Source organism: Saccharopolyspora sp. NPDC000995 (assembly GCF_053599315.1).
Map to the genome: position 1 here is coordinate 1 of NZ_JBSFLZ010000031.1, position 19,504 is coordinate 19,504.

The window sequence follows — 19,504 nt, forward strand, 5'->3', positions numbered from 1 at the left end:
ACCTGTGGAACGTGGTCGACTGGGACGAGGTCGCCGCGCGCTTCGCCGACGCCCGCGCCGGTTACAACGGCCTCCGTCTCCCCAACGCCTGACGGGCCGAACCACCGCGCCGACAGTTCTCGCCGGTCATTAGCCGTGGTCCGTTGAACAGCCACAACTGCCCGAAAGACGCGCGGCACCCAGGACTCGGTGGTGAGTGCTCCGACAAGCCCACTGCCGACGCTTCGGGGCCTTCCTCCGGGAGGGCCCCGAAGTCATTTCCGGCCTGAAGTCATTTCCGGCCCGAAGTCGTTTCCGGCCCCGCAGACGACCGGGCCCCGGTCTCCCGAAGGAGGCCGGGGCCCGACCCGTTCCCGAACTGACTACCGCTCCCACCACGAAGCGGATGATTTAGGTTAGCCTAACCTCCGCGATCGGGCAACCTCTCCGCCCACCGAACCAGCACCGCGCTGACGCCATGCCAGCACCGCGGCCCCGCCGAGCGCAGCGGCCAACGACGCCAGACCGCCCAGCAGGATCGGCCAGCGTGGCCCGAACGCCTCGGCGATCCACCCGGAAGCCAGCCCACCCAGCGGTTTTCCACCCAGGAACAGCAGCATGTACAGGCCCATTACGCGGCCGCGCATGGTCGGCTCCACGGCCAGCTGGACGGTCGAGTTCGCACCGGTGGTGAACGTCATGACGGCGACCCCGACCGGGATCAGCGCCACCGCGAACAGCTCGTAGGTCGGCATCAGCGACGCCGCCGCCTCCAGCACGCCGAACACCGCGGCACCCAGCAGCATCAGCCTCAGCCGCGGCACTCCGCGCCCACTTCGGCGGGCCGCCAGCGCCGCCCCGGTCAACGTCCCGATCGCGAGCATGGTGATCAGCAGGCCGTAACCGTCGGCGTCCCGCTCGAAGGTGTTGCGCGCGATCACCGCGAACGTGCTCTCGAAGTTCATGCCGAAGGTGCCGAGGCAGAACACCAGCACCATCACCACGATCAGATCCGGACGCCCGCGCACGTAGCGCAGCCCGGCGCGCAGTTGGCCACGTTCCTTCGGCGGCGGCTTGACCCGGTGCAGTGCCGCTTGATCCATCAGCGCCAGCCCGGCGACCACTGCGACGGAGCTCAACCCGTTGGCCAGGAACACCCAGCCGGTGCCGATCGCGGTGATCAACACCCCGGCGATGGCCGGGCCGACGATGCGGGCCAGGTTGAAGGTCATCGAGTTCAGCGCGACGGCGTTGGTGAGCTGCGCTTGCCCGACCATCTCGACGACGAACGACTGCCGCACCGGTGCGTCCACCGCCGCGAAGCACCCGAGCACGAAGCACAGCACGAAGACGTGCCAGAGCTGCACGAGGCCGGTGACGTTTAGCAGCCCGAGCACCAGCCCACACGCGCCCAGCGCGCTCTGGGTGCCGATGAGCATGCGCCGCTTGTCGAAGCGGTCCGCGACGACTCCGGCCCACAGTGTCAGCAGCAGCGTCGGGATGAACTGCAGGGCGACCGCCAAGCCGAGCGCGGCGGGGCTGCCGCCGGAGAGTTCCAGCACCAACCAGTCCTGCGCCGCGCGCTGCATCCACGTGCCGGTCAGCGACACGACCTGGCCGGAGGCGTAGTAGCGGTAATTTCGCTCCCGCAGGGAGCGGAACATGCCGCCACCGGAGTCGGTGGCGGCGGCGGATCCGTCCGATGTGGACGACGATGTGAGGTTGCCCGGATCCTCGCTCGGGTCCGCTTCCGCGCGCGATGCGGATCGGTCAACCACGCTCGTACTTACCGCCTCTCACTGACGTTTCGTCATCGGCTGGCCAGTCGGTCGATGATCTCGGCCGCCTGGGACAGCACCCGGCGCTCCTCTTCGGACAGGTCCACGAGCTGCTGGTCCAGCCAGCGCTCCCGGACCGAGACCTCTTCGTCTATGCGGGCCCGACCGGCCTCGGTAAGCTCCACGATGGCCTGCCGGCCATCGGTCGGGTGGGCTCGACGGGCGACCAGCCCGGCGTCTTCCAGGGCGGCGATCACTCTGGTCATAGACGGCGGCTGGACACCCTCCTTCGCTGCCAGCTCGCCCGGCGTCATCGCACCGGTCTTGTGCAGGCAGGACAGCGCCGACAGCTGGGACAGCGTGATCTTCGAGTCGGCGCTCTGCGCGCGCAGCCGCCGATTCAGGCGAACGACCGCGAGGCGCAGACGACTCGCCAGGGTGCGCTCTCGCTCCGCAATATCGGACACGTCGTTAGTCTACCAAACTATTTCGGGGAATCGGACAAAGTGATCACGCGGATCAGTGGCCGCCCACAATAGCCAGGTCGCGCCCCCGAAGCCTGGATCGCAACCCAATCGACGCACTACTGCGATCGGAGCATCCTAGCGCTGCCGAAGTCCGGCGGACGCGGGTTCCGCCTGGTCAGGAGGTGTGAGCACTTTGTGCTGCCATAGCGCGCAATAACGGCACAAAGCGCTCACCGGCGCGAACGCCGAGCGGAGCGGGCAGATCAGATGCCGAAGAGCGCGCGGAACGGACCGGAGCAGAAGTAGAGCACGAACGCCGCCGAGACGACCCACATCAGCGGGTGCACGGTGCGGACGCGGCCGGTGAACACCTGCAGCAGCACGTAGCTGATGAAACCCGCGCCGATGCCGTTGGCGATCGAGTAGGTGAACGGCATCACCACGATCGTCAGGAACGCGGGCAGCGCGATGCTGAAGTCCGACAAGTCGATCTGCCGGATCTGGGTCAGCATCATCGCCCCGACCACCACCAGCGCCGGAGCCGCCGCCTCCACCGGGATGACCTGGTAGAGCGGGGTGAAGAACATCGCCGCCAGGAACAGCAGGCCGGTGATCACGTTCGCCAGCCCGGTCCGCGCCCCCTCCGCGATGCCGGACGCGGACTCCACGAACACGGTGTTGGAGCTAGCCGAGCCCAAGCCGCCCGCGACCGCGCCGATGCCCTCGACGGCCAGTGCCTTGCCAATGCCCGGCAGGTTGCCGTCTTTGTCGGCGAGCCCGCCTTCCTTGCCGAGCCCGGTCATGGTGCCCATGGCGTCGAAGAAGTTCGCCAGCACCAGCGTGAACACCAGCATCGCGGCGGCCAGCGCGGGCAGCCGTGTCCACGCGCCGAAGGAGACGTCGCCGACCAGCGACAGGTCCGGCAGCCCGACGACCTGCCCCGGGATCGCCGGGTAACCGAGGTTCCAGCCGTAGGGGTTGGTGCCCTTCGACGGGCCCGCGTGGAAGACGGACTCGACGATGATCCCCAGCACTGTGGTGACGGCCACGCTGATCAGGATCGAGCCCCGCACCTTGCGCGCCACCAGCACCGAGGTCAGCACCAGGCCGAAGACGAACACCGCGGTCGGCCAAGAGGCGATCGAACCGTCGATGCCCAGCCCCACCGGCACCGTCGTGTTGGCCGCGTCCGGCAGCCGCCGTACGAACCCTGAGTCGACCAGGCCGACGAAGGTGATGAACACGCCGACGCCGACCGCGATCGCGGCCTTGAGCGCGGGTGGCACCGCGTTGAACACCGCTGTCCGGAAGCCGGTGGCGACCAGGATCAGGATGATGATGCCGTCCACCACCACCAGGCCCATGGCCTCCGGCCACGTCACCTGCGGCGCGATGGTCACCGCCAGCAGCGTGTTGATGCCGAGCCCGGCGGCGATCGCGAACGGGTAGTTGGCGACGAGTCCGAAAAGGATCGTCATCACACCCGCGACCAGCGCGGTGGTCGCGGCGACCTGCGAGACCGGCAGGATATTGCCGAGCACGTCGCGCTTGGCGCCGGCATCCTCGGCGGAGTAGCTGCCGAGGATCAGCGGGTTGAGCACGATGATGTACGCGACCGTGACGAAGGTGACCACGCCACCGCGAACTTCGCGACCGACGCTGGACCCGCGTTCGGTGATCTTGAAGTACCCGTCCAGCAGCGACTTCTTGGAAACGTCTTGATCCACCATCAGTACTTCCCGATCACCGCGCCTTCGCGCGCGCCGATCACCGCGCCTGCGCGCGCGTTTATTACCGGGAGTAGCCTGCCTGACGTGGCAATGGACAGCGAATCCGCCCCCTCCGCGCCGGGTCACCGGCCGGTCCCGCCGCTGCCGCGGCGACTGGCGGACCCGACCCCGGTGGTGCTGTTCGGCACGGCGCTGTGGTTCGCCGGAGCGGTCCTGTTCGGCATCCGTGACTGGACCGGCGGCCCCTGGGAGATCCAGTTCTGGACCTGCCTGGCAGGCGGCGTGCTCGGCATCATCGGCTACGGGGTGTTCCGCTGGCAGCGCTCGGCGGCGCGGCGCGGCTCTCGAGGGGCCTGGAAGGGCCTGTCCGGGCTCGACGGCTGAGCCTGCACCATTCGTGCTCCGAACGGCCCCGCAACCGGTTAGTCTGCACAGTCGTCACCAGATCCGACGCGCAACTCTGACCTAACGCGGGAGCGCAGTACCAGTGCCCAAGCTCGACGTCGACCGACTCGAATTCGCGATCCTGGCCGAACGCGCCGGACTCACCCGAATCCCGATGATCGCGTCGTACAGCAACTACGGGACAACCGTCAAAGACATACCGCGCGAGTTCGACGCAGCCGAACAGCGGGTCCGCGACCGCGGCCTGATCAACCCGGGCGGCGTGAACGACCGCGTCATGGAACTGCTGGGCACCTACGCGCACACGACGGTCGAGTACGACCTGCGGTTTTCGTCCAAGAAGGGCAGCGAGCTGCGCGCGGCGGTGTCCAAAGCGAACAAGACGGCGGTGCGCACGGTCGTCGACTGCGACCGGATCATCCTGGAGCCGGTGCACCCCAACGACCTGATCCCGGCCCTGGTGTCGGTGCTACCGGAGCACCCGCCGGCCCGGATCCGTCCGCCGCTGAGCGTCGACCTGGCGGAGATGCGCGCGGCGATGACCGAGGTGCGCCGCCGCGGCGACGAGAACACGCAAGCGATCGAGCTGAGCCTGCGCGCCCGCGGCGTGAACGTGGCGAGCTTCCGCAAGATGACGCAGCTGCTGGACGGACCACGCCTCGGCCTCGGTGAGATCGGCATCACGATCTGGGGCGACCGCCGCAGGGAGCGCCGCGGGGACCAGACGCTCCGCATCATCGACCTGGAGCAAGGTCGCACAGCGGTCTACAACAGCGGAACGCAGCGGATGTTCGCGGGGGCGGACATGAGCACGTTCACGCGAGTGCTCGGCGAGCTGACGACGAAGACCCAGCGCGAGGCGGCCTGGTAGCGACGAAGGTCACGCTCACCACTAGCGACTATCAGGCTCCCAGATGGGACGTCAAGTTAGGGGTGTGGAGGCCGGTTATCGGGTCCGGGGCCGTATTTGCGTAGAAGCCCTCGTGCTGGGCGGAGCAGCCGCCAGCCGGTGATCATGTTGAGGGTTGAGAGCAGACATGGCACCACCAGCAGCACCAGGTAGGCGACGACCGGCGGGCTGTAGTCGAGCTGCATGTGGGCTGGCCAGCGTTTCGATGCGTTGACGGTGCCGGTGAAGATAAAGACGGAGATGCCCGTCGTAACGACAGTGCCGCTCCACAGCGTGACGAGCACTCGGCGCGCATTGGTGGCGAAGGTCGCGTTCAGGTACCCATCGTTCACGAAGGAGCGGCCCGTGGTCAGGGTCATGCCGGAGAAGAAATAGAAGAATGCGGCGAGGCCGCCCATGACGACGGTGAAAAGCGTCGTTCCTACCGTAGCCGCGGGGAGCCAGTAGCGGCTCCAGACGATCAGGATTCCGATGATGATGCTCAAAGGCATCGACAACGATCCGATCAGGGTGCAGGTTAACCGGATCTTTCGCGCGAGTCGCGGCGGCAGCACCATGAACAGGTGGTGACGAGGGGAGACGGGGCGGTAGTGATACTGCCGTGGTGGTGGTCCGCCAGCGTTCATTGGTTGACTCGCCAATCTGAGCCGTCACCGTCGCTGACGCTGCCATCGGAGAGCTCGCGGTCCGAGCGCGACCAGGTCTTGCCCACATCGTGGATCTTCTGCTTGAGGGCGGCTGGGGCACCGCCAGGGTCGGCCGTGCCATCCTCAGCGCCGGGAGGTGGATCAGCATCAGGTGCCGGATCGTCCAGCTCCCCAGGGGCCTCGAACTCCGACAGTGGGTCGTACTCGAACTCCCAATCCTCCGCCCCACGCCTGCCGTAGCTCATCCGACCGTCCTCGCCAGATTACCGAGTGCCGCGCCAGTCTGCCCGCGAACCGCGACCCCCGTGCAAGAGGCTCGGCCAGGGCGAACGTCCCGGGCGCGAGGCGGCGGCCTGCAGCAACCAAGGTCACTCCGCCAAAAGGACCAATCAGGCAACGAGTTGGGAACCGATCTCGACTGAGGATCGTCACACCCGTGCACGGATGAGCGCAGACCTGGCAAGCTAAACGTGACGTGTACCTGTGTCAGGGGACAAAGGGGGTAGTGAGAGGTGTCATTCTTCGAGGGGGTCGGCAACGCCGTCGTCACGGCGGGGCAGAAGGTTGCGCGGTCAGCGACGATTCACACCGCGATCAACTCTGGCGGCACTGCGAAGGCAGCGTCGTTCCAGGTCGACATCGAGCAGATTCCGGGGCTGATCGCGTCGTACAAGGACGCGCAGGACAAGCTGGATGAGATCTTGGAAAAGGCTCAGCAGCTGACGGCGATCGCACCTCCGGGCGACGACGAGGTGAGCGAGCGTCTAGCGTCGGCATTGGGCGATATGGCAGGCCACAACGAAGGTTGCCTTTCGTGGGCCGTCGACGATGCGAAGAAGCGCCTGCAGGTGCAGATCGAGCAGCTCCAAGCCGCGTCGCGCGACTACCAGAACATTGACGAAGACTCCCGTATTCGCCAGGTTTAAGGAAGATCTCACGTGCAACGCCGCGCCACTCTGACGGCCCTGTCCCTGTTCGCAACCTTGGGCGTTTCGGCTTGTTCGCCCGAAGGGACAGGATTTCAGCCGTCCCCACCTCAGACCAAGCCGCCAACGGCAACCACGTCGGCGGTGCCAAAGGTTGAGAACCCGAAAAATCTCAAGGCTGTTTCCGACGCATGCAGTCTGCTGACACCTGACCAGTTGTCGCAGCTCGGGGGCGGCGGTGAACCCAAAGGCAGTATCTCCGAGTACGGCGAAACTCAGTGCTCTTGGCGCAACGACAACTTCCGAACCAACGTTGCGATCAACACCAAGCACGGAGGCTTGGCAAAGATCACGGAAAACTCGGGCTCCAGGGACAACTTCAAACCAACGCAGGTCGATGGTTACCAGGGCGCGCGTGTCGATGAGCAGAGCACTCTGTGCCGCGTCGAGCTTGCGATCGCCGACGACCAGTCCATCGAGATCAACTTCAGCCTCCGGGGCGGCGACACTCCCGAGATGAAGGACCCCTGCGGCTACGCCGAGAAGATCACCAGTGAAGTCCTGAAGAACATCCCGGACGCCTGATCGCGTCCGCGTACCACGACGACGATTACTAACAAGGGGGTGTGACCGTGGTTTTACCGATCATCGTGGGTGGCTATCTGCTCACACGTGAATCGGACCGTGGTAACACGGACGAGATCATGCAGAAGGTGGGCTTCAACCACCCGGAGAAGTACCGGCAGCTCCATGAGGGCAAGGGCGCCAACGATCTGTCTAAGTCCGTCCGCGACTGGAAGGGCGAGATCGCCGACCTGTTTGATCAGGTTGCCAGTGACCTCGACACTGCCAACACCAAGGCGGGCCTTGCCTGGGCCGGCCAGGCAGCCGAAGAGCATGGCAACAAGCTCAGCCCGATGACGAGTTACATCCGCGACGCGAAGGAAGTTTCGACGTCGGTTGGCGACTCGGCTGAGCAGCAGGTCCACAACTTCGGCACCGTCAAGAACAGCATGCCCGAGCCGGTGGAGGTCACTGCGACCGACAACCTACTTGAGAAGGGCGGCGCTTGGCTGATCGGTGGCGAGACGGACCTGCAGAAGCAGGAGCGCGAGGCCACTGAGAAGGCTCAGGAAGCCAAGCAGCACTACGACAACTACAGCCAGAGCACCACGAACGTCTCGCAGAACCTCGCGTTCTACCCGAAGGCCCCGGAGATGGCGTACGACCAGGGCGGGGACAGCACTGGTACGAACCCGGCGGTCGGCAGGATGCCGAACAGTTCCAGCATCCCCGGTGGCGGCGGCACGCCGGGCGGCGGCGGTGGCGGCGGCAGCTGGGTCAGCGGCACCGGTGGCAGCGGTCACAGCGGCACCGGCACCGGCACCGGCACCGGCACCGGCACCGGCACCGGCGACTACAGCACGACTCCGTCGCAGAGCACTTCGCAGTGGTCTTCTCCGCCTGTTCCCAATGGTCCGGGCTTGCCCGTGAACACCGGCCCCGGTATGGGTCCGAACACCGGCGGTCCCGGGTTCGGGATGATGCCCGGCGGACCCGGCCTCGGCGGCGGCTCCGGCGCTGGAGCTGGGGCTGGTCGTGGGCTCGGTGCCGGTGGCGCTGGCGGCCGTGCGGGTCTGGGTGCTGGTGGGCGCGCCGGCCTCGGAGGTCTCGGCTCTGGTGCTGGCGGTGCCGGTGGTGCTGGCGCGGCCGGTCGTGGTGGCGCGGGTGGCATGGGCGCCGGTGCTGCTGGCCGCGGCCGGGGCAAGGAGAGCGAGGAAGACATGGAGCACGAGGACAAGTACTGGGTTGACACGGATGAGGCTTGGGAAGACCTGGGCCTCCCCAGGGTCGCCCCGCCGGTCTTCGGCGAGTGACCAACACCCGCTGAAGTCGACTGAAGCAAACTGGCCGCGCACCGAATCCGGTGCGCGGTCAGCGCTTTTAGCTGTTACCGCACTGCGAAGATCGGCGTTGGAGCAGCGCCGGGGCCCATGTACGCGCCGTAAACCACGCCCTTGCACCAATGCAGGTTGTAATTGAATATCAAGGTGTTCAGATCCGGAAACAGCCCGCTGATCGGTTTGGGGCTTCCGCCGTTGAGCGGAATCTCGAACACCTGCGACGGATTCTCATACGTGTGCTCGTTGATCGCGAGCACACTGTGGTCCGTAACGGCGAACGGTCTGCCCGTGATCTTCGGCCCGAGGGTGACATCCCAGTGCTGCTGGCCGGTTTTCAGGTCCACCGCGACGATCTTGTTGGTTTCCCGGTACGCGGTGACCGAGGTTGACCACGTCTCTCCGATCAGCATTCCATCCTTGATCATGATCGGATACCCATGGCGGGCCGAGTTTTCCACGCTTGAGTCAACGGGATTGACGTTGAGCCGTCCAGCGGGCAGGTTCGCCGGAATCTCGGCCACCTGGCGTCCCGTGTCGTCGAAGACGAGCAGGCTCCCCGGGTCTTCCACGCTGGAGTTGACCGACACGATCGGCGGATCGGCCGCGATCACGCTAACACGGCTATCCGTTTCGACCCGGGTCCTGCCCTTCACGCTCCCGGTCGAGGGGTCGAGAAAAAGCAGCTCGCGGGACTCCTCGCCGAGCGGGCAGTAGATCGGATACACCAACGTTCGCTCGCTGATGGCGGGCCCCCAAAGTTTGCAGTAGCGGCCCGGCTCCTGGTCGTACCGCCAGACTTCTTTCCCATCGGCCAGGCTCATGCCGTAGACGACGTCATGCAGCGCGAACACAACCAGGTCACCGACGATTTCCGGGTCGGTGAAGTTCGTGGCGCCTCGGTTCTCGACTACTGGCAGGTCGAACTGCCGCTTGATGGCGCCGGTCTTGACGTCGACGACGGCGATCGTCGAGCAGCCGGTGCCGCCGTAGGTGTCTTTCTTGTACGGGCCATAGGCGATCACGCCGAGGCCGTTTTTGACTTCGTGGCTCATGCCGCAGAACCGGCTCAGCTTGGCATCGTCCCCGGGCCGCAGCGGCGGTTCCATGTCCCAGGCTTTTTCGCCGGTGTCGGCGTGGAACGCGTCGAGCCAGTCTTCGTGCATCACCGCGACGATGCCGTCAGAAGCCCAGCTGTTGAAGGGCTTATCCTCCATCACCGGGCGCGCTTTCCAGAGCAGCGCCGCCGACGGCCGCTGGTCCTCGCCCCTCGGTCCGTATCTGGCGCGCAACGCCAACCAGCCGGTTACTCCGCCGCCGACCAGAACCACGACGAGCCCGACGATCAGGAACGGAACCCATGTCCGGCGCTTCTTGGGCGGCATCGGCGCTGGCCCGGCCGGGTACTGCGGCGGGTACGGCTGCTGTGGGTAGGATTGTCGGCCGTGGTTTTCGGGCCAGCCTTGATAATTCACTCGGACATGCTCCCCTCGCATGAACGTGCTCTCGCAGAACTCGGAGCACTCCCCCAAACGGCCAGCGATCAGGCCGGACGGCATTATGCAGGACCTAGATGTCGGAAAAGCGGCTTTCAGCCGACGGTCACCGGACGGACCTCGACTCGTCCACTTCGGACCTCTGTCGCGCAGACGGAGCAGGTGAGGCGCTGGTCTCTGCCGCCTATGTCCTCGGGAGCCGTCATGACGCCGCACACCGCGATCAGATCCGGCCCATCGCGCCGCGGGTCATCGTCCGGAATCACGTGGTTCTGGTAGCCGAAGGCGGCCCAGCGTCCGATCTTGACGTTCGACTCGTCTTCTGAATGCGTCATCGCGTTCTTCCCGAAGCACAGGTGGTCGGTGACCGGGCGCGCGGGGAGGGACATTCGCGCCCGGTCACCGGGGAAGGGCTGGTGCGGCGGAGGTCGGGGAAGGACACCACACCAACCCGGTCTGGGTGATTTTTTCGAATCAGGTGCGGAGGTGGTGCCGCCCGGTCGGCGCATCGCAGTCGCCGGGCTCGTCCGGGTCTGCGGTGGGGAATCCCGGTTGTATGTGGGGATGTTCTTGTTCCGCGCGGTGTTCTTCTGTCGCGGCGCGGGTTTCGGCTTCGATGTCGGCTATGAGGTGCCAGACCGTGTAAGCGCCTTCGCCGCCTCCGGCGTGCTGGCCCGTTGAGAAAGCGATGACTCTCGCGGGCAACTGGGTGGCGAGCATGGCAACGATCAGCATGTTGAACAGGACGAACGTGCTGAATTGAATCCAGAACATGGTGAGGTTCCTTCCGAAGTGCGGGCGGGTCGATTTCGCGCGAAATCGCTTGTCCCTGGGGTGTTACAGGCGGGTGGTGAGGGTGTGCCAGCAGCGCATGCAGGTGTCCTCGCGGATCCAGTCCACTTCGGACCGATCGTGCAGCTCCGCCGCATCCGCTTCTGCTCCGCAAAACGCCCTTACTCGGTCCAGGTCGGGGGCTTTCGTTGCTGCGATGGGAAACGCGTGACGACCACCGGTGACGGGGCGCCAGACGTAGGTCAAGTAGTCAGCCATGGGGGTTCCTTCCGGGTTTCTGCGTCAATGAGACCGTCCCAAAACATTCCAAGCAATCTTGTTCACCGAATTGTGTAATGGCGCTGTCTCAGCGCCTGAAATAGCGTGGTCATATGACAACTGCACGTTCTCGCGGACTCGGCGCCGAAGTACGCAATCTGCGCAAGAACGCTGGCCTGCGACTTGAGGAATTGGCCGAACTCTGCGGCTGGTCAAGGGCAACGTTCGGACGGATCGAATCGGGTGACAAGATTCCGACCGACACTGAGATAGCCATCATCCTGGGGACCCTTGGCATCAAAGGCGATGAACGAAAGCGCCTGCTGGAGCTGGCTCATGATGCGCACCAGCCGAACTGGTGGGAGATCGGCTACAGCGGGCTGCCGTCTCAGCTGGCTTCACTGCTCGAATTCGAACGCGTCGCCACCAGGATCACGAACGTTGCACTCGGGTTCGTCCCCGGGCTGCTGCAAACGGCCGACTACGCGCGAGCAGTCATCCGCAACGGCGGACTGTCCGAAAGTGAAGTGGAGTCACGAGTATCGCTGCGACTTGGCCGACAGAGCATCCTGACTCGGTCAAAGCCAGTCACGCTGCACGCTCTCATCGATGAGTCGATACTTCACCGCCCGGTGGGCGGAGGCGCTGTGATGGCAGAACAGCTTCGCCACGTTGCGCGCATGAGTGAGCGGACACACATCATCGTCCAGATCGTCCCCTACGCCGCAGGTGAGCATCACGGGATGAACGGAAGCAACCTGATCCTTGAGTTCCAACGGCAGCGACCGATAGTTCATCTGGAGCATCGCCGCTCTGGAGTCTTCATCGATGATGCCGCGGACACCTTCCTCTACCTCGAAGCCGCATCTACTGTTGAGAAAGCGGCTTTGAGCCCAGCAGATTCTGCAGACCTCATCTTGGCTTGCGCGAACGCGCTGGAAGGACACGATCGAGATGCTCTTTGAGTGGCGGAAGTCCAGCTACAGCGGCGTCGAATCCGACTGCGTCGAGGTCGGATGGCGGAAGTCCAGCTATAGCGGCGAGGAAAGCGACTGCGTTGAGGTCGGGTCAGGGCCCGACCTGGTCGGGGTTCGGGACACGAAGGATCGGAATGGTGGGACCTTGGTGTTCGGGCAGCCGACCTGGGGGCGGTTCTTAGCCGCCGTGAAGGCTGAGCGGTTCCGTTGAGCCGCTCAGCGCAGGAGGGTTGCCGCTTCCGGGTCGGCTAGCAGGGCCATCAGGGCGAACCTCTCGTTCCAGGCTCCCGATGCCCAGGCGAGGGCTCGGGCTAGGCCGTCCGGGGTTCGCTCCACGTGGAGCTTTCCTGTGCTTTCGACCCACCAGTGGACGCGATGTTCTCCGGTCGAGGACCTGACTTTCAGCACGTCGTGGATGGTTACCTCGCCCGTTGGCAACGTGATTCCGAGGAGTTCGCAGGCAGCCCGGACGCGTGCCACCTCCGGCCAGCGCTGGAGGCGGCCCGGGCCCACCACCTGCATCGTGTTCTCCTCGGACGCCAGCGGCAGGTCCAGGAGTTCCGCCAGCGCCTCCGCGTCGAACTGGTCCGGGCTGCCGCCCGCGATCACCAGCGGCGCTTCCAGCACTCCCAGCATCCACGGCTCGTCGAGCACCACCGCTCGCCCGGTGCTGACCACCGCACCGGAGACCGAACGCACCATCTCCGGCGGGTCGAACTCGCCCGCGTCCACGACGCCGCCCGCAACCGCGTCCGCCAGCGCTTGGTGCGCGCGCAGCGCCGTTCCGGCGCGCACCGCGCGGTCCGGGTCACCGAGTCGTTCCAGCAGGTCTTCGACGTCGTCGGCGTCCTCGATGACGAGCTCGCTGCGCACACCCGCGATGCGCAGGTGCTCGTCGTCGAGCTCGACATCGGGCACCACGTCGTACAAGCCCGCGAGTTCTTCTGCCACAGCGAGGCGCCAGTGCTTGGGCGGGTGTCCTTCGAGCAGCGCGTAGCGCGCGATCCACCAGGCCGAGTAGCTGCGCGGTTCGCGCAGTGCCCGCAGGGTGTCCGGGTTTCGCACCAGCAACCGGATCGCCGCCGGCCAGGCGTCGTCGGCGACCAGGTCGAGGTCGCGGATGCCCATGAACCTGGCGGGCGGCCAGTTCTCGGGCTGCGCGGCTTGCTGCTCCGCCCACCAGTGGTGCGAGTCGGGGAAGTCGTCATCCGCTTCGACCGGGTCTTCCTCGACGTGCACCGCGAAGCCGTCCAGCACGCCGATCGACCGCAGCAGGTCCGCCGGCCGGTCGGCCGCGAAGTCCTCGTCCAGCACCGCGAGCGGCGCGTCCTCGCCTATGTACTCGGGGTCGATGACGTCCAGCAGCGCCGCATCGGGCAGCAGGAGTTCGTCCGCCCGGCGGAAGTCACCATCCGCGTCGGGCAGCGCCAACGCGCCCAGCCAGTCGCGCGGCTGCGCGCTCGCGACCAGCCGCAACACCGCCTCCGCCAAGGGCTGCACGTCCGCCCCGGACCGCGCGTCGGAGACGCTGCTGCGCACCGCCTCCTCCAGCGACGGGGCGTCGAGCAGCTCCGCCGGGCCGGCCGGGTGCGCGCCGAGCTTCTCCAGCAGCGGATGCGTCGCTTCGGGGTGCGCGATGCGCAGACCCGAGATGTCCAGTGTGGACAGCAGCGCCGCCGGGTCTGGGTCCGCATCTCGGTGGCTCAGCAGGACATCCCGCACACCGGTGACCGTGCGACCGTCCGCCAGCGGTACCGGCAGCGCGGAGAACTCCTCGCGTGCCAAGGGATCCGCGCCTTCGATCGGGGTTAGCGCGTCGTAGAGGCGGTGCCACCAGTGCGGCGGGCGCTTCAGACCCGTGACCGCATCGACGATCTCCGCCGCGGCGAGCCGCCGGATCTCCAGCACGTGCAGCGACCTGCGGTGGTGGGCGTCGGCCAGATCCGCCGTGAGCAGGCCGGGAACCACGTCCCTGAGCAGCTCCACGAGCTCCGGCGAGACATATTCGAGAACCCGGGATTCCAGCGGCGCCAACAGTTTCCCGCTAGCGGCGGGCAGCCACGCCGCGACGCGCAGCCGGTCGTTCACGCCCTGCCGCAGTTTGTCGTCCACATCGGACAGCGGGAAGCCCGGAAGCGGCACCAGCGCCGTGCGGTGCTCTGCGGCGATCTTGCCGACCAGCGTGGGATAGCACTCGGCCGCGAACGTCAGCACCGCGTCCGTGGCGGCCGATGCCGCAACCCGGCGCCGGTCTGGCTCCATCGGCACACTTGCCAGCAGCCGCGCGGGCAACGATAGCCGCTCTTCGGTCGGGGTCGGGGCGTGCAGCACGTCCTCGGCCAGCGCGATCGGCGTGCCGTACTCGTCCAGCGGAACCGCCCAGGTCACGTGCCACTCCGTGGCATGCCGGGCCTCGACGCCCAGACCCGCCAGCGCCATCTCGCTCAACCTGCCTGCTGCGCGGTGCACGAGCCACCGGTCGCTGCGCATCGGGCCGTGCACGACGAACCGGTCATCGGCTTCGTCGTCGCGCCGCCATGTCTTCTCGCCGACCCGGATCTCGGTCAACCTAGGCAACGAGATCAGCAGATCGGGGACCTGGTCGGTCAACGCCTCCAGCAGCGCGTCCGCGTCCACCTCGGGGCGCAGCGGCAGCCGCACCTCGGTGTCGAAACCCGTCGGCGGCTCGTCGGCGATCGCCCACGGCAGCCGCAGGATCGGCACCACTCCCTCACGCGCCGCCAACTCCTCGGCCGGGCCCGGCAGCTCCGCCGCCGCTGCCCTGGTCCGCTCCGCGGAAAACGTCACCCCGCCGGACGTCGACACGATCCGCGGTTCATCCGACACCGCCAGCACCGCGGCGAACCCGACCCCGAACCGGCCGACCGACACGCCCTCGCGCTTGGCCGACGCGCGCAGCGAAGCCAGACCCGCCACACCGTCCGCGGTCAGCGGCGCACCCGTGTTGGCCACCCGCAGTTCGCGGCCGACGAACTCGACCCGCAGCACACCACCGGTGCCCGCCGCGTCCGCCGCGTTCTGGGCCAACTCGACCAGCAGCCGGTCGCGGTAACCGCCGAGCCGGAGGTCCTCCTCGGCGTTGGCGTCCTCTCGGAACCTGGTTGGCGAAGCCTCCCAGGACTGCAGCACGGCCTGCCGGAGCTCGGCCACGCCGAAGGGGTCCGCTCCGCTCACCCGCGCGGCTCGAAGTCCAGGGTGGCGTCGTCGTAGACGACCTCGGCCACCGGCACCGTCGACGAGGTGTCCACCTCGACCTCGGAATGCGCGCCACAACCGAATTCGACGCTGACCACGCGGCCGTCCGCGGGCGCGAGCTCGTTGGCGCAGACGCCGAACGCACCGCCCATCGAACCCGCCAGCTTCAGGAAGAAACCGCAGGTACCGCAGGCCCCCGGGGCCGACCGGGCGATCTCGGAGCGCGGCCCGAAGTCGCCGCTGTACCAGCGGTCGGCGGCCTCCAGCCGCCCCTCCAGGCTCAGCACCCGCTTGCGGCCGAGGCCCACCTCGTGGGCGACCTCCTCCACCGCCGGGTCGTCGCTGGCCAGGTAGCCGGGCGACAGCCGCGGGTCGTCCACGGGGGTCGGCAGCAGGTCACCCGCGCCGAGGTCACCTGGGCGCACCCGCTGGTGCCACGGCACCCAGTCCGGCGCGGTCAACGCGTCCGGACCCGGCAGCAGCACGACCTCGCTGACCGTCACCGGCTCGCCTGGCCCGACGCTGGCGACGGTGACCGCCCAGCGCCACCCGACGTAGCCCGGGTAGTTCGACTCGAAGTAGTGCGTGACCGCGTGCGGGCCCTCCGGCTCGACACCGACGTGCGCCCCAACCGGGGCCGCAGCCTCGGTGTCCAGGGTCAGCACCGGCGAGCCGATCGGGTCGTCCCCGGGCCGCGCCTCGTCCTCCGCCGCAGCTCGGGCGACGTCCTCCGCGGCGGCGAGCTCCGGGTTCGGCGGCACGGGCGCAGGCAGCCCGGCGTCCTGGAACGGGGCACCCGCGCCTGGGCTGGTCATCGGAGCAGGCATAGGCGTCACATGCTCGATTGTGCCGTACGTGGTCGTCGCCGCCGTCGGCCGTGTCAGGCTTTCGGGGTGCGACTCCTCCTGACTCGTCGTGTGTTGTGCGGCGGGGTGCTCACAATCGGGCTGGGTCTGGTGGCGTGCGCGCCGCAGGTACCAGCGCAGCACGACGGCCAGGACAACCGCGAGCAAACCGATCAGGGCGTTGGGCACGCCGGAAGCCTGCCACACCTTCGAGCGGAGGTGATCTCCGTGCTCCCGCACGACCGCTCCTCATTCACTCAGGGCCTCGAACTCACCGCCGGCACCCTCTACGAAGGGACCGGCCTGCACGGCGAGTCGCTGTTGCGCGCCACCGACCTCCCTACCGGCGAGGTGCGCCGCGAAACCCGACTCCCGGCCGAACTCTTCGGTGAGGGCATCACCGTCACGGGTGACCGTATCTGGCAGCTCACCTGGCAGGAAGGGGTTGCGCTGGAGCGCGATCGGGAGTCACTGGCGGAGCTGCGCCGAGTGGAGTACTCCGGCGAGGGCTGGGGCCTGTGCTTCGACGGGGCGCGGCTGGTGATGAGCGACGGCAGCGACCGGTTGACCTTCCGGGACCCGGTGACCTTCGCCCCGATCGGCGGGGTCGACGTGCGGCTCGGGGGGTCCGCGGCCGACGAGCTGAACGAACTGGAGTGCGTCGGCGGGCAGGTCTGGGCGAACGTGTGGGGCAGCGACGAGATCCTGCGCATCGACCCGTCGAACGGGCAGGTGACCGCCGTGGTGGACGCGTCCGGGCTGCTGAGCCCCCGGCAGCGGGCGGGCACCGATGTGCTCAACGGCATCGCCGCCGTGCCCGGCACCGACGAGTTCCTGCTCACCGGGAAGTACTGGCCGTCGATTTTCCGAGTTCGCTTCGTACCGGAGTGATCATTAGTACGGTCGGCGCATTGGATGATCAAGGGGGCTTCGCGCCGCTTCACGTGCTCTGCGTGCTCGGCACCGGCATGGACTTCGACGTGATCTAGCGAGTCGTCGGCGCCGTGAGCGGACCGCAGTTCTCGCTGGACCGGGAGTTCTCGGTGCAGGAGCACGATCCGCGGATGCCCGACGCGTTCGACGCCCGCCTGGCGGGATTGACCTTCACCGATGCCGACTGGGACGCGGTCGACGAACACGATTCGGTCGCCTACGTGCTCGCGAAGGGCGGGCAGGAACACGCCCCATAGCCGGTGCACGGCGTCGGGGCTGTATCCGCGGGGCATCGGCCGTGCGCGTTTTGGGTGCTCTCTATGGCTGCTCTATGGCTCCGAAACGTACTCACGGGGCTCCGGAGTTGCTTTGAACCACCCGGACGGGGGTGGTTTTGGGCGTTGGTGTCGCTCGATGGTGTCTGGGTGTATCTGACGGGCGGGTTCCTTCCTCTTTAACCGTGGGACCGCCGAAATCCGGCGGAGGCCCGATCGGCCGGAGGCGGGTGAGGCAGGATGAACGGCATGTGTTTGCGACGCCATGACCAGCGGTCGGACGCCTCGCGCGGCCGATCGGGCTGGGCCGCCGGGCGGCGCCGCAAGCGCGGTTGGTACGCCGAAGGCGGCCGGGAGGCCGAGCACGGATCGGCGCAGCGCACCGATCCGAACCACGAGCAGCGCGCCGAGCACCGGTTCGAGGCGTCGAGCAGGGGCGAGCGGCGGGGTTCCGGTGCGAGTTCCCGGCAAGGCGAGCGGCGGTACCCGTGGGAGGAGGATCCGGATTACGAGCGCCCGCGCAGCAGCGCCCGGGGGTTGCCGCCGCTGCCCGGAGACGACCCCGGCCGCGCGCAAGACCCCGAACAGCCCGGACCGGAGAAGCCCCGCGGTACCGCGCCGCCCCAGAAGCTGACCGTCACCCGTGTCGCCGCGTGGCGCAGCCGGGACCTGACGCAACGCGCGATGCGGGTGTTCTTCTCGCTCGCGCACGCCGATGGCGCCGACCGGTCCGGGCTCGCGAAGTTCACCTATGCCGTGATGGGCAACTACGCGGTGGACGCCGCGATGGCGGTCGCGCTGGCCAACACGCTTTTCTTCTCCGCCGCCACCGGCGAGAGCAAGGACAAGGTCGCGCTCTACCTGCTGATCACGGTCGCTCCGTTCGCGGTGATCGCCCCGGTGATCGGGCCGGCGCTGGACCGGCTGCAGCAGGGCCGCCGCATCGCGCTCGCCGCGTCGTTCGCGGTCCGGGTGCTGCTTTCGGCCGTGATGGCGCTGAACTTCAACAGCTGGTTGCTGTACCCGGCGGCGCTGGGCTGCATGGTCCTGTCGAAGTCTTTCGGGGTGCTCAAGGCGGCGATGACACCGCGGGTGCTGCCGTCGCAGATCACGCTGACCAAGGCCAACTCCCGGCTGACCGCGTTCGGCATGGCCGCGGGCGGGATCTTCGGGGCGATCGCCTCCGGCTTCGCCTGGCTGCTGGGTTCAGAGGGCGCGCTGTGGTTCATGGCCGCGATGGCCGTCGGCGGCGTGTGGCTGTGCCTGCGGATTCCCGGCTGGGTGGAGCGCACCGAGGGCGAGGTCGCGACGTCGATCGGCGCGCACCCGGAGCAGACCAAGAAGGTCCCGCTGAGCGGGCACGTGATCGTGGCGCTGTGGGGCAACGGCGGCATCCGGGTGCTGACCGGGTTCCTGACGCTCTTCGCGGCGTTCGTGATCAAGCAGGGCACCGAGCACGGGCCGTTCATGCAACTGGTGCTGCTCGGCCTGGTAGGCGGCGCGGCCGGGGTCGGCAGCTTCCTCGGCAATGGGCTCGGTTCGAAGATGCACTTCGGCAAGCCGGACCGGTTGATCATCGCCTGCCTGGGCAGCGCGCTGGCCGTCGCCGTGTGCGCGGCCGTGCTGGCCGGGCTGCCGCTCGCGGTGGTGGTCGGCCTGGTGGGTGCGACGGCGAGCGCGCTGGCCAAGGTCGGCCTGGATGCGGTGATCCAGCACGACATGCCGGAGGCTTCGCGGGCCTCGGCGTTCGGCCGGTCGGAGACGATCTTGCAGCTCAGTTGGGTCTTCGGCGGCGCGCTGGGCGTCTTGCTGCCACCGGTCTACTGGATCGGGTTCGCCGTCGTCTCCGCTGTGCTGGCGCTGGTGCTGACGCAGACGATCGTCGCCGGACGCGACGGCACGCTGCTGCCCCGCATCCGGCGCCGGGCCGCACCGGTCACCGCACGATCCAGGGCCAAGTCGTAGGCTC

At 67.6% G+C, this 19,504-nt stretch carries 21 protein-coding genes; 10 read left to right on the plus strand and 11 right to left on the minus strand.

What is annotated here, in order from left to right; genetic code table 11:
• Window positions 1-395: 395 nt before the first annotated feature.
• The 3 genes from ACWDKQ_RS13290 to ACWDKQ_RS13300 all read right to left on the minus strand — a co-directional run bounded on the left by ACWDKQ_RS13290 (window position 396) and on the right by ACWDKQ_RS13300 (window position 3,954).
• A complete protein-coding gene (locus tag ACWDKQ_RS13290; protein WP_450139005.1) occupies window positions 396-1,757 on the minus strand; it encodes an MFS transporter in 1,362 nt (453 codons plus the stop codon).
• Between the two features lie 32 nt (window positions 1,758-1,789).
• Window positions 1,790-2,224 carry a MarR family winged helix-turn-helix transcriptional regulator gene (locus ACWDKQ_RS13295; RefSeq protein ID WP_450139006.1) on the minus strand — a complete coding sequence of 145 codons (435 nt, stop codon included), beginning with the start codon at window positions 2,222-2,224 and terminating at the stop codon, window positions 1,790-1,792.
• Window positions 2,225-2,487: 263 nt separating this feature from the next.
• A complete protein-coding gene (locus tag ACWDKQ_RS13300; protein WP_450139007.1) occupies window positions 2,488-3,954 on the minus strand; it encodes an NCS2 family permease in 1,467 nt (488 codons plus the stop codon).
• Window positions 3,955-4,044: 90 nt separating this feature from the next.
• Between ACWDKQ_RS13300 and ACWDKQ_RS13305 the strand changes: the two genes are divergently transcribed.
• A complete protein-coding gene (locus tag ACWDKQ_RS13305; RefSeq protein WP_450139008.1) occupies window positions 4,045-4,338 on the plus strand; it encodes a DUF2530 domain-containing protein in 294 nt (97 codons plus the stop codon).
• Window positions 4,339-4,441: 103 nt separating this feature from the next.
• Window positions 4,442-5,230: an ESX secretion-associated protein EspG gene (locus tag ACWDKQ_RS13310; protein WP_450139009.1), complete on the plus strand. Its 789-nt coding sequence runs from the start codon at window positions 4,442-4,444 to the stop codon at window positions 5,228-5,230.
• Between the two features lie 56 nt (window positions 5,231-5,286).
• On the opposite strand, the gene ACWDKQ_RS13315 is transcribed toward ACWDKQ_RS13310, so the two are convergent.
• Both ACWDKQ_RS13315 and ACWDKQ_RS13320 read right to left on the minus strand, forming a co-directional pair.
• Window positions 5,287-5,895, minus strand: a complete 609-nt coding sequence (locus tag ACWDKQ_RS13315) for a hypothetical protein (protein ID WP_450139010.1) — start codon at window positions 5,893-5,895, stop codon at window positions 5,287-5,289.
• Window positions 5,892-6,161 (minus strand): hypothetical protein, encoded by a 270-nt coding sequence (locus ACWDKQ_RS13320; protein WP_450139011.1) that lies wholly within the window; start codon window positions 6,159-6,161, stop codon window positions 5,892-5,894. Before ACWDKQ_RS13320 ends, ACWDKQ_RS13315 begins: the two co-directional genes overlap by 4 nt.
• A 267-nt stretch (window positions 6,162-6,428) precedes the next feature.
• Here ACWDKQ_RS13320 and ACWDKQ_RS13325 point away from each other — a divergent pair, with 267 nt between their 5' ends.
• From ACWDKQ_RS13325 to ACWDKQ_RS13335, 3 genes are read left to right on the plus strand one after another with little or no spacing between them, the layout of a single operon-like run.
• Entirely contained in the window at window positions 6,429-6,842 is a 414-nt protein-coding gene (locus tag ACWDKQ_RS13325) for a hypothetical protein (protein ID WP_450139012.1), read from the plus strand.
• Between the two features lie 12 nt (window positions 6,843-6,854).
• Window positions 6,855-7,427: a DUF3558 domain-containing protein gene (locus tag ACWDKQ_RS13330; protein ID WP_450139013.1), complete on the plus strand. Its 573-nt coding sequence runs from the start codon at window positions 6,855-6,857 to the stop codon at window positions 7,425-7,427.
• A 47-nt stretch (window positions 7,428-7,474) separates the two neighbouring features.
• Window positions 7,475-8,719 carry a PPE domain-containing protein gene (locus ACWDKQ_RS13335; protein WP_450139014.1) on the plus strand — a complete coding sequence of 415 codons (1,245 nt, stop codon included), beginning with the start codon at window positions 7,475-7,477 and terminating at the stop codon, window positions 8,717-8,719.
• 74 nt (window positions 8,720-8,793) lie between these two features.
• Here ACWDKQ_RS13335 and ACWDKQ_RS13340 read toward each other — a convergent pair whose 3' ends face one another.
• The 4 genes from ACWDKQ_RS13340 to ACWDKQ_RS13355 all read right to left on the minus strand — a co-directional run bounded on the left by ACWDKQ_RS13340 (window position 8,794) and on the right by ACWDKQ_RS13355 (window position 11,289).
• A complete protein-coding gene (locus ACWDKQ_RS13340; RefSeq protein ID WP_450139015.1) occupies window positions 8,794-10,218 on the minus strand; it encodes an outer membrane protein assembly factor BamB family protein in 1,425 nt (474 codons plus the stop codon).
• Window positions 10,219-10,334: 116 nt separating this feature from the next.
• On the minus strand, window positions 10,335-10,574 hold the full coding sequence (locus ACWDKQ_RS13345) for a hypothetical protein (RefSeq protein WP_450139016.1): 240 nt from the start codon (window positions 10,572-10,574) through the stop codon (window positions 10,335-10,337).
• 139 nt (window positions 10,575-10,713) lie between these two features.
• Window positions 10,714-11,013: a hypothetical protein gene (locus tag ACWDKQ_RS13350; protein ID WP_450139017.1), complete on the minus strand. Its 300-nt coding sequence runs from the start codon at window positions 11,011-11,013 to the stop codon at window positions 10,714-10,716.
• 63 nt (window positions 11,014-11,076) lie between these two features.
• Window positions 11,077-11,289: a hypothetical protein gene (locus ACWDKQ_RS13355; protein WP_450139018.1), complete on the minus strand. Its 213-nt coding sequence runs from the start codon at window positions 11,287-11,289 to the stop codon at window positions 11,077-11,079.
• A gap of 113 nt (window positions 11,290-11,402) precedes the next feature.
• On the opposite strand from ACWDKQ_RS13355, the gene ACWDKQ_RS13360 reads away from it, so the two are divergent.
• Together ACWDKQ_RS13360 and ACWDKQ_RS13365 are read left to right on the plus strand one after the other, a co-directional pair.
• A complete protein-coding gene (locus ACWDKQ_RS13360; RefSeq protein ID WP_450139019.1) occupies window positions 11,403-12,254 on the plus strand; it encodes a helix-turn-helix domain-containing protein in 852 nt (283 codons plus the stop codon).
• The gene (locus ACWDKQ_RS13365; RefSeq protein ID WP_450139020.1) at window positions 12,244-12,477 is read left to right on the plus strand and encodes a DUF397 domain-containing protein; all 234 of its coding nucleotides are present in this window, start codon (window positions 12,244-12,246) and stop codon (window positions 12,475-12,477) included. The genes ACWDKQ_RS13360 and ACWDKQ_RS13365 overlap by 11 nt, the downstream gene beginning before the upstream one ends.
• 5 nt (window positions 12,478-12,482) lie before the next feature.
• Here the strand turns inward: ACWDKQ_RS13365 and ACWDKQ_RS13370 are convergent, their stop codons facing one another.
• Together ACWDKQ_RS13370 and ACWDKQ_RS13375 are read right to left on the minus strand one after the other, a co-directional pair.
• Window positions 12,483-15,461, minus strand: a complete 2,979-nt coding sequence (locus ACWDKQ_RS13370) for a sacsin N-terminal ATP-binding-like domain-containing protein (RefSeq protein WP_450139021.1) — start codon at window positions 15,459-15,461, stop codon at window positions 12,483-12,485.
• On the minus strand, window positions 15,458-16,516 hold the full coding sequence (locus ACWDKQ_RS13375; RefSeq protein ID WP_450139022.1) for a DUF3027 domain-containing protein: 1,059 nt from the start codon (window positions 16,514-16,516) through the stop codon (window positions 15,458-15,460). Before ACWDKQ_RS13375 ends, ACWDKQ_RS13370 begins: the two co-directional genes overlap by 4 nt.
• On the opposite strand from ACWDKQ_RS13375, the gene ACWDKQ_RS13380 reads away from it, so the two are divergent.
• The 3 genes from ACWDKQ_RS13380 (at window position 16,400) to ACWDKQ_RS13390 (ending at window position 19,500) form a co-directional block, all read left to right on the plus strand.
• On the plus strand, window positions 16,400-17,218 hold the full coding sequence (locus tag ACWDKQ_RS13380; RefSeq protein WP_450139023.1) for a glutaminyl-peptide cyclotransferase: 819 nt from the start codon (window positions 16,400-16,402) through the stop codon (window positions 17,216-17,218). The genes ACWDKQ_RS13375 and ACWDKQ_RS13380 overlap by 117 nt on opposite strands.
• 113 nt (window positions 17,219-17,331) lie before the next feature.
• On the plus strand, window positions 17,332-17,517 hold the full coding sequence (locus tag ACWDKQ_RS13385; RefSeq protein WP_450139024.1) for a hypothetical protein: 186 nt from the start codon (window positions 17,332-17,334) through the stop codon (window positions 17,515-17,517).
• A gap of 267 nt (window positions 17,518-17,784) precedes the next feature.
• Entirely contained in the window at window positions 17,785-19,500 is a 1,716-nt protein-coding gene (locus ACWDKQ_RS13390) for an MFS transporter (RefSeq protein WP_450139025.1), read from the plus strand.
• Window positions 19,501-19,504: the final 4 nt, after the last annotated feature.

Bases quoted from the DNA above. Each gene is read 5' to 3' on its own strand.
- ACWDKQ_RS13345 (WP_450139016.1), bottom strand. From the start codon at position 10,574: ATGACGCATTCAGAAGACGAGTCGAACGTCAAGATCGGACGCTGGGCC.
- ACWDKQ_RS13300 (WP_450139007.1), bottom strand. From the start codon at position 3,954: ATGGTGGATCAAGACGTTTCCAAGAAGTCGCTGCTGGACGGGTACTTC.
- ACWDKQ_RS13315 (WP_450139010.1), bottom strand. From the start codon at position 5,895: ATGAACGCTGGCGGACCACCACCACGGCAGTATCACTACCGCCCCGTC.
- ACWDKQ_RS13355 (WP_450139018.1), bottom strand. From the start codon at position 11,289: ATGGCTGACTACTTGACCTACGTCTGGCGCCCCGTCACCGGTGGTCGT.
- ACWDKQ_RS13360 (WP_450139019.1), top strand. From the start codon at position 11,403: ATGACAACTGCACGTTCTCGCGGACTCGGCGCCGAAGTACGCAATCTG.
- ACWDKQ_RS13320 (WP_450139011.1), bottom strand. From the start codon at position 6,161: ATGAGCTACGGCAGGCGTGGGGCGGAGGATTGGGAGTTCGAGTACGAC.
- ACWDKQ_RS13350 (WP_450139017.1), bottom strand. From the start codon at position 11,013: ATGTTCTGGATTCAATTCAGCACGTTCGTCCTGTTCAACATGCTGATC.
- ACWDKQ_RS13390 (WP_450139025.1), top strand. From the start codon at position 17,785: ATGTGTTTGCGACGCCATGACCAGCGGTCGGACGCCTCGCGCGGCCGA.
- ACWDKQ_RS13365 (WP_450139020.1), top strand. From the start codon at position 12,244: ATGCTCTTTGAGTGGCGGAAGTCCAGCTACAGCGGCGTCGAATCCGAC.
- ACWDKQ_RS13305 (WP_450139008.1), top strand. From the start codon at position 4,045: ATGGACAGCGAATCCGCCCCCTCCGCGCCGGGTCACCGGCCGGTCCCG.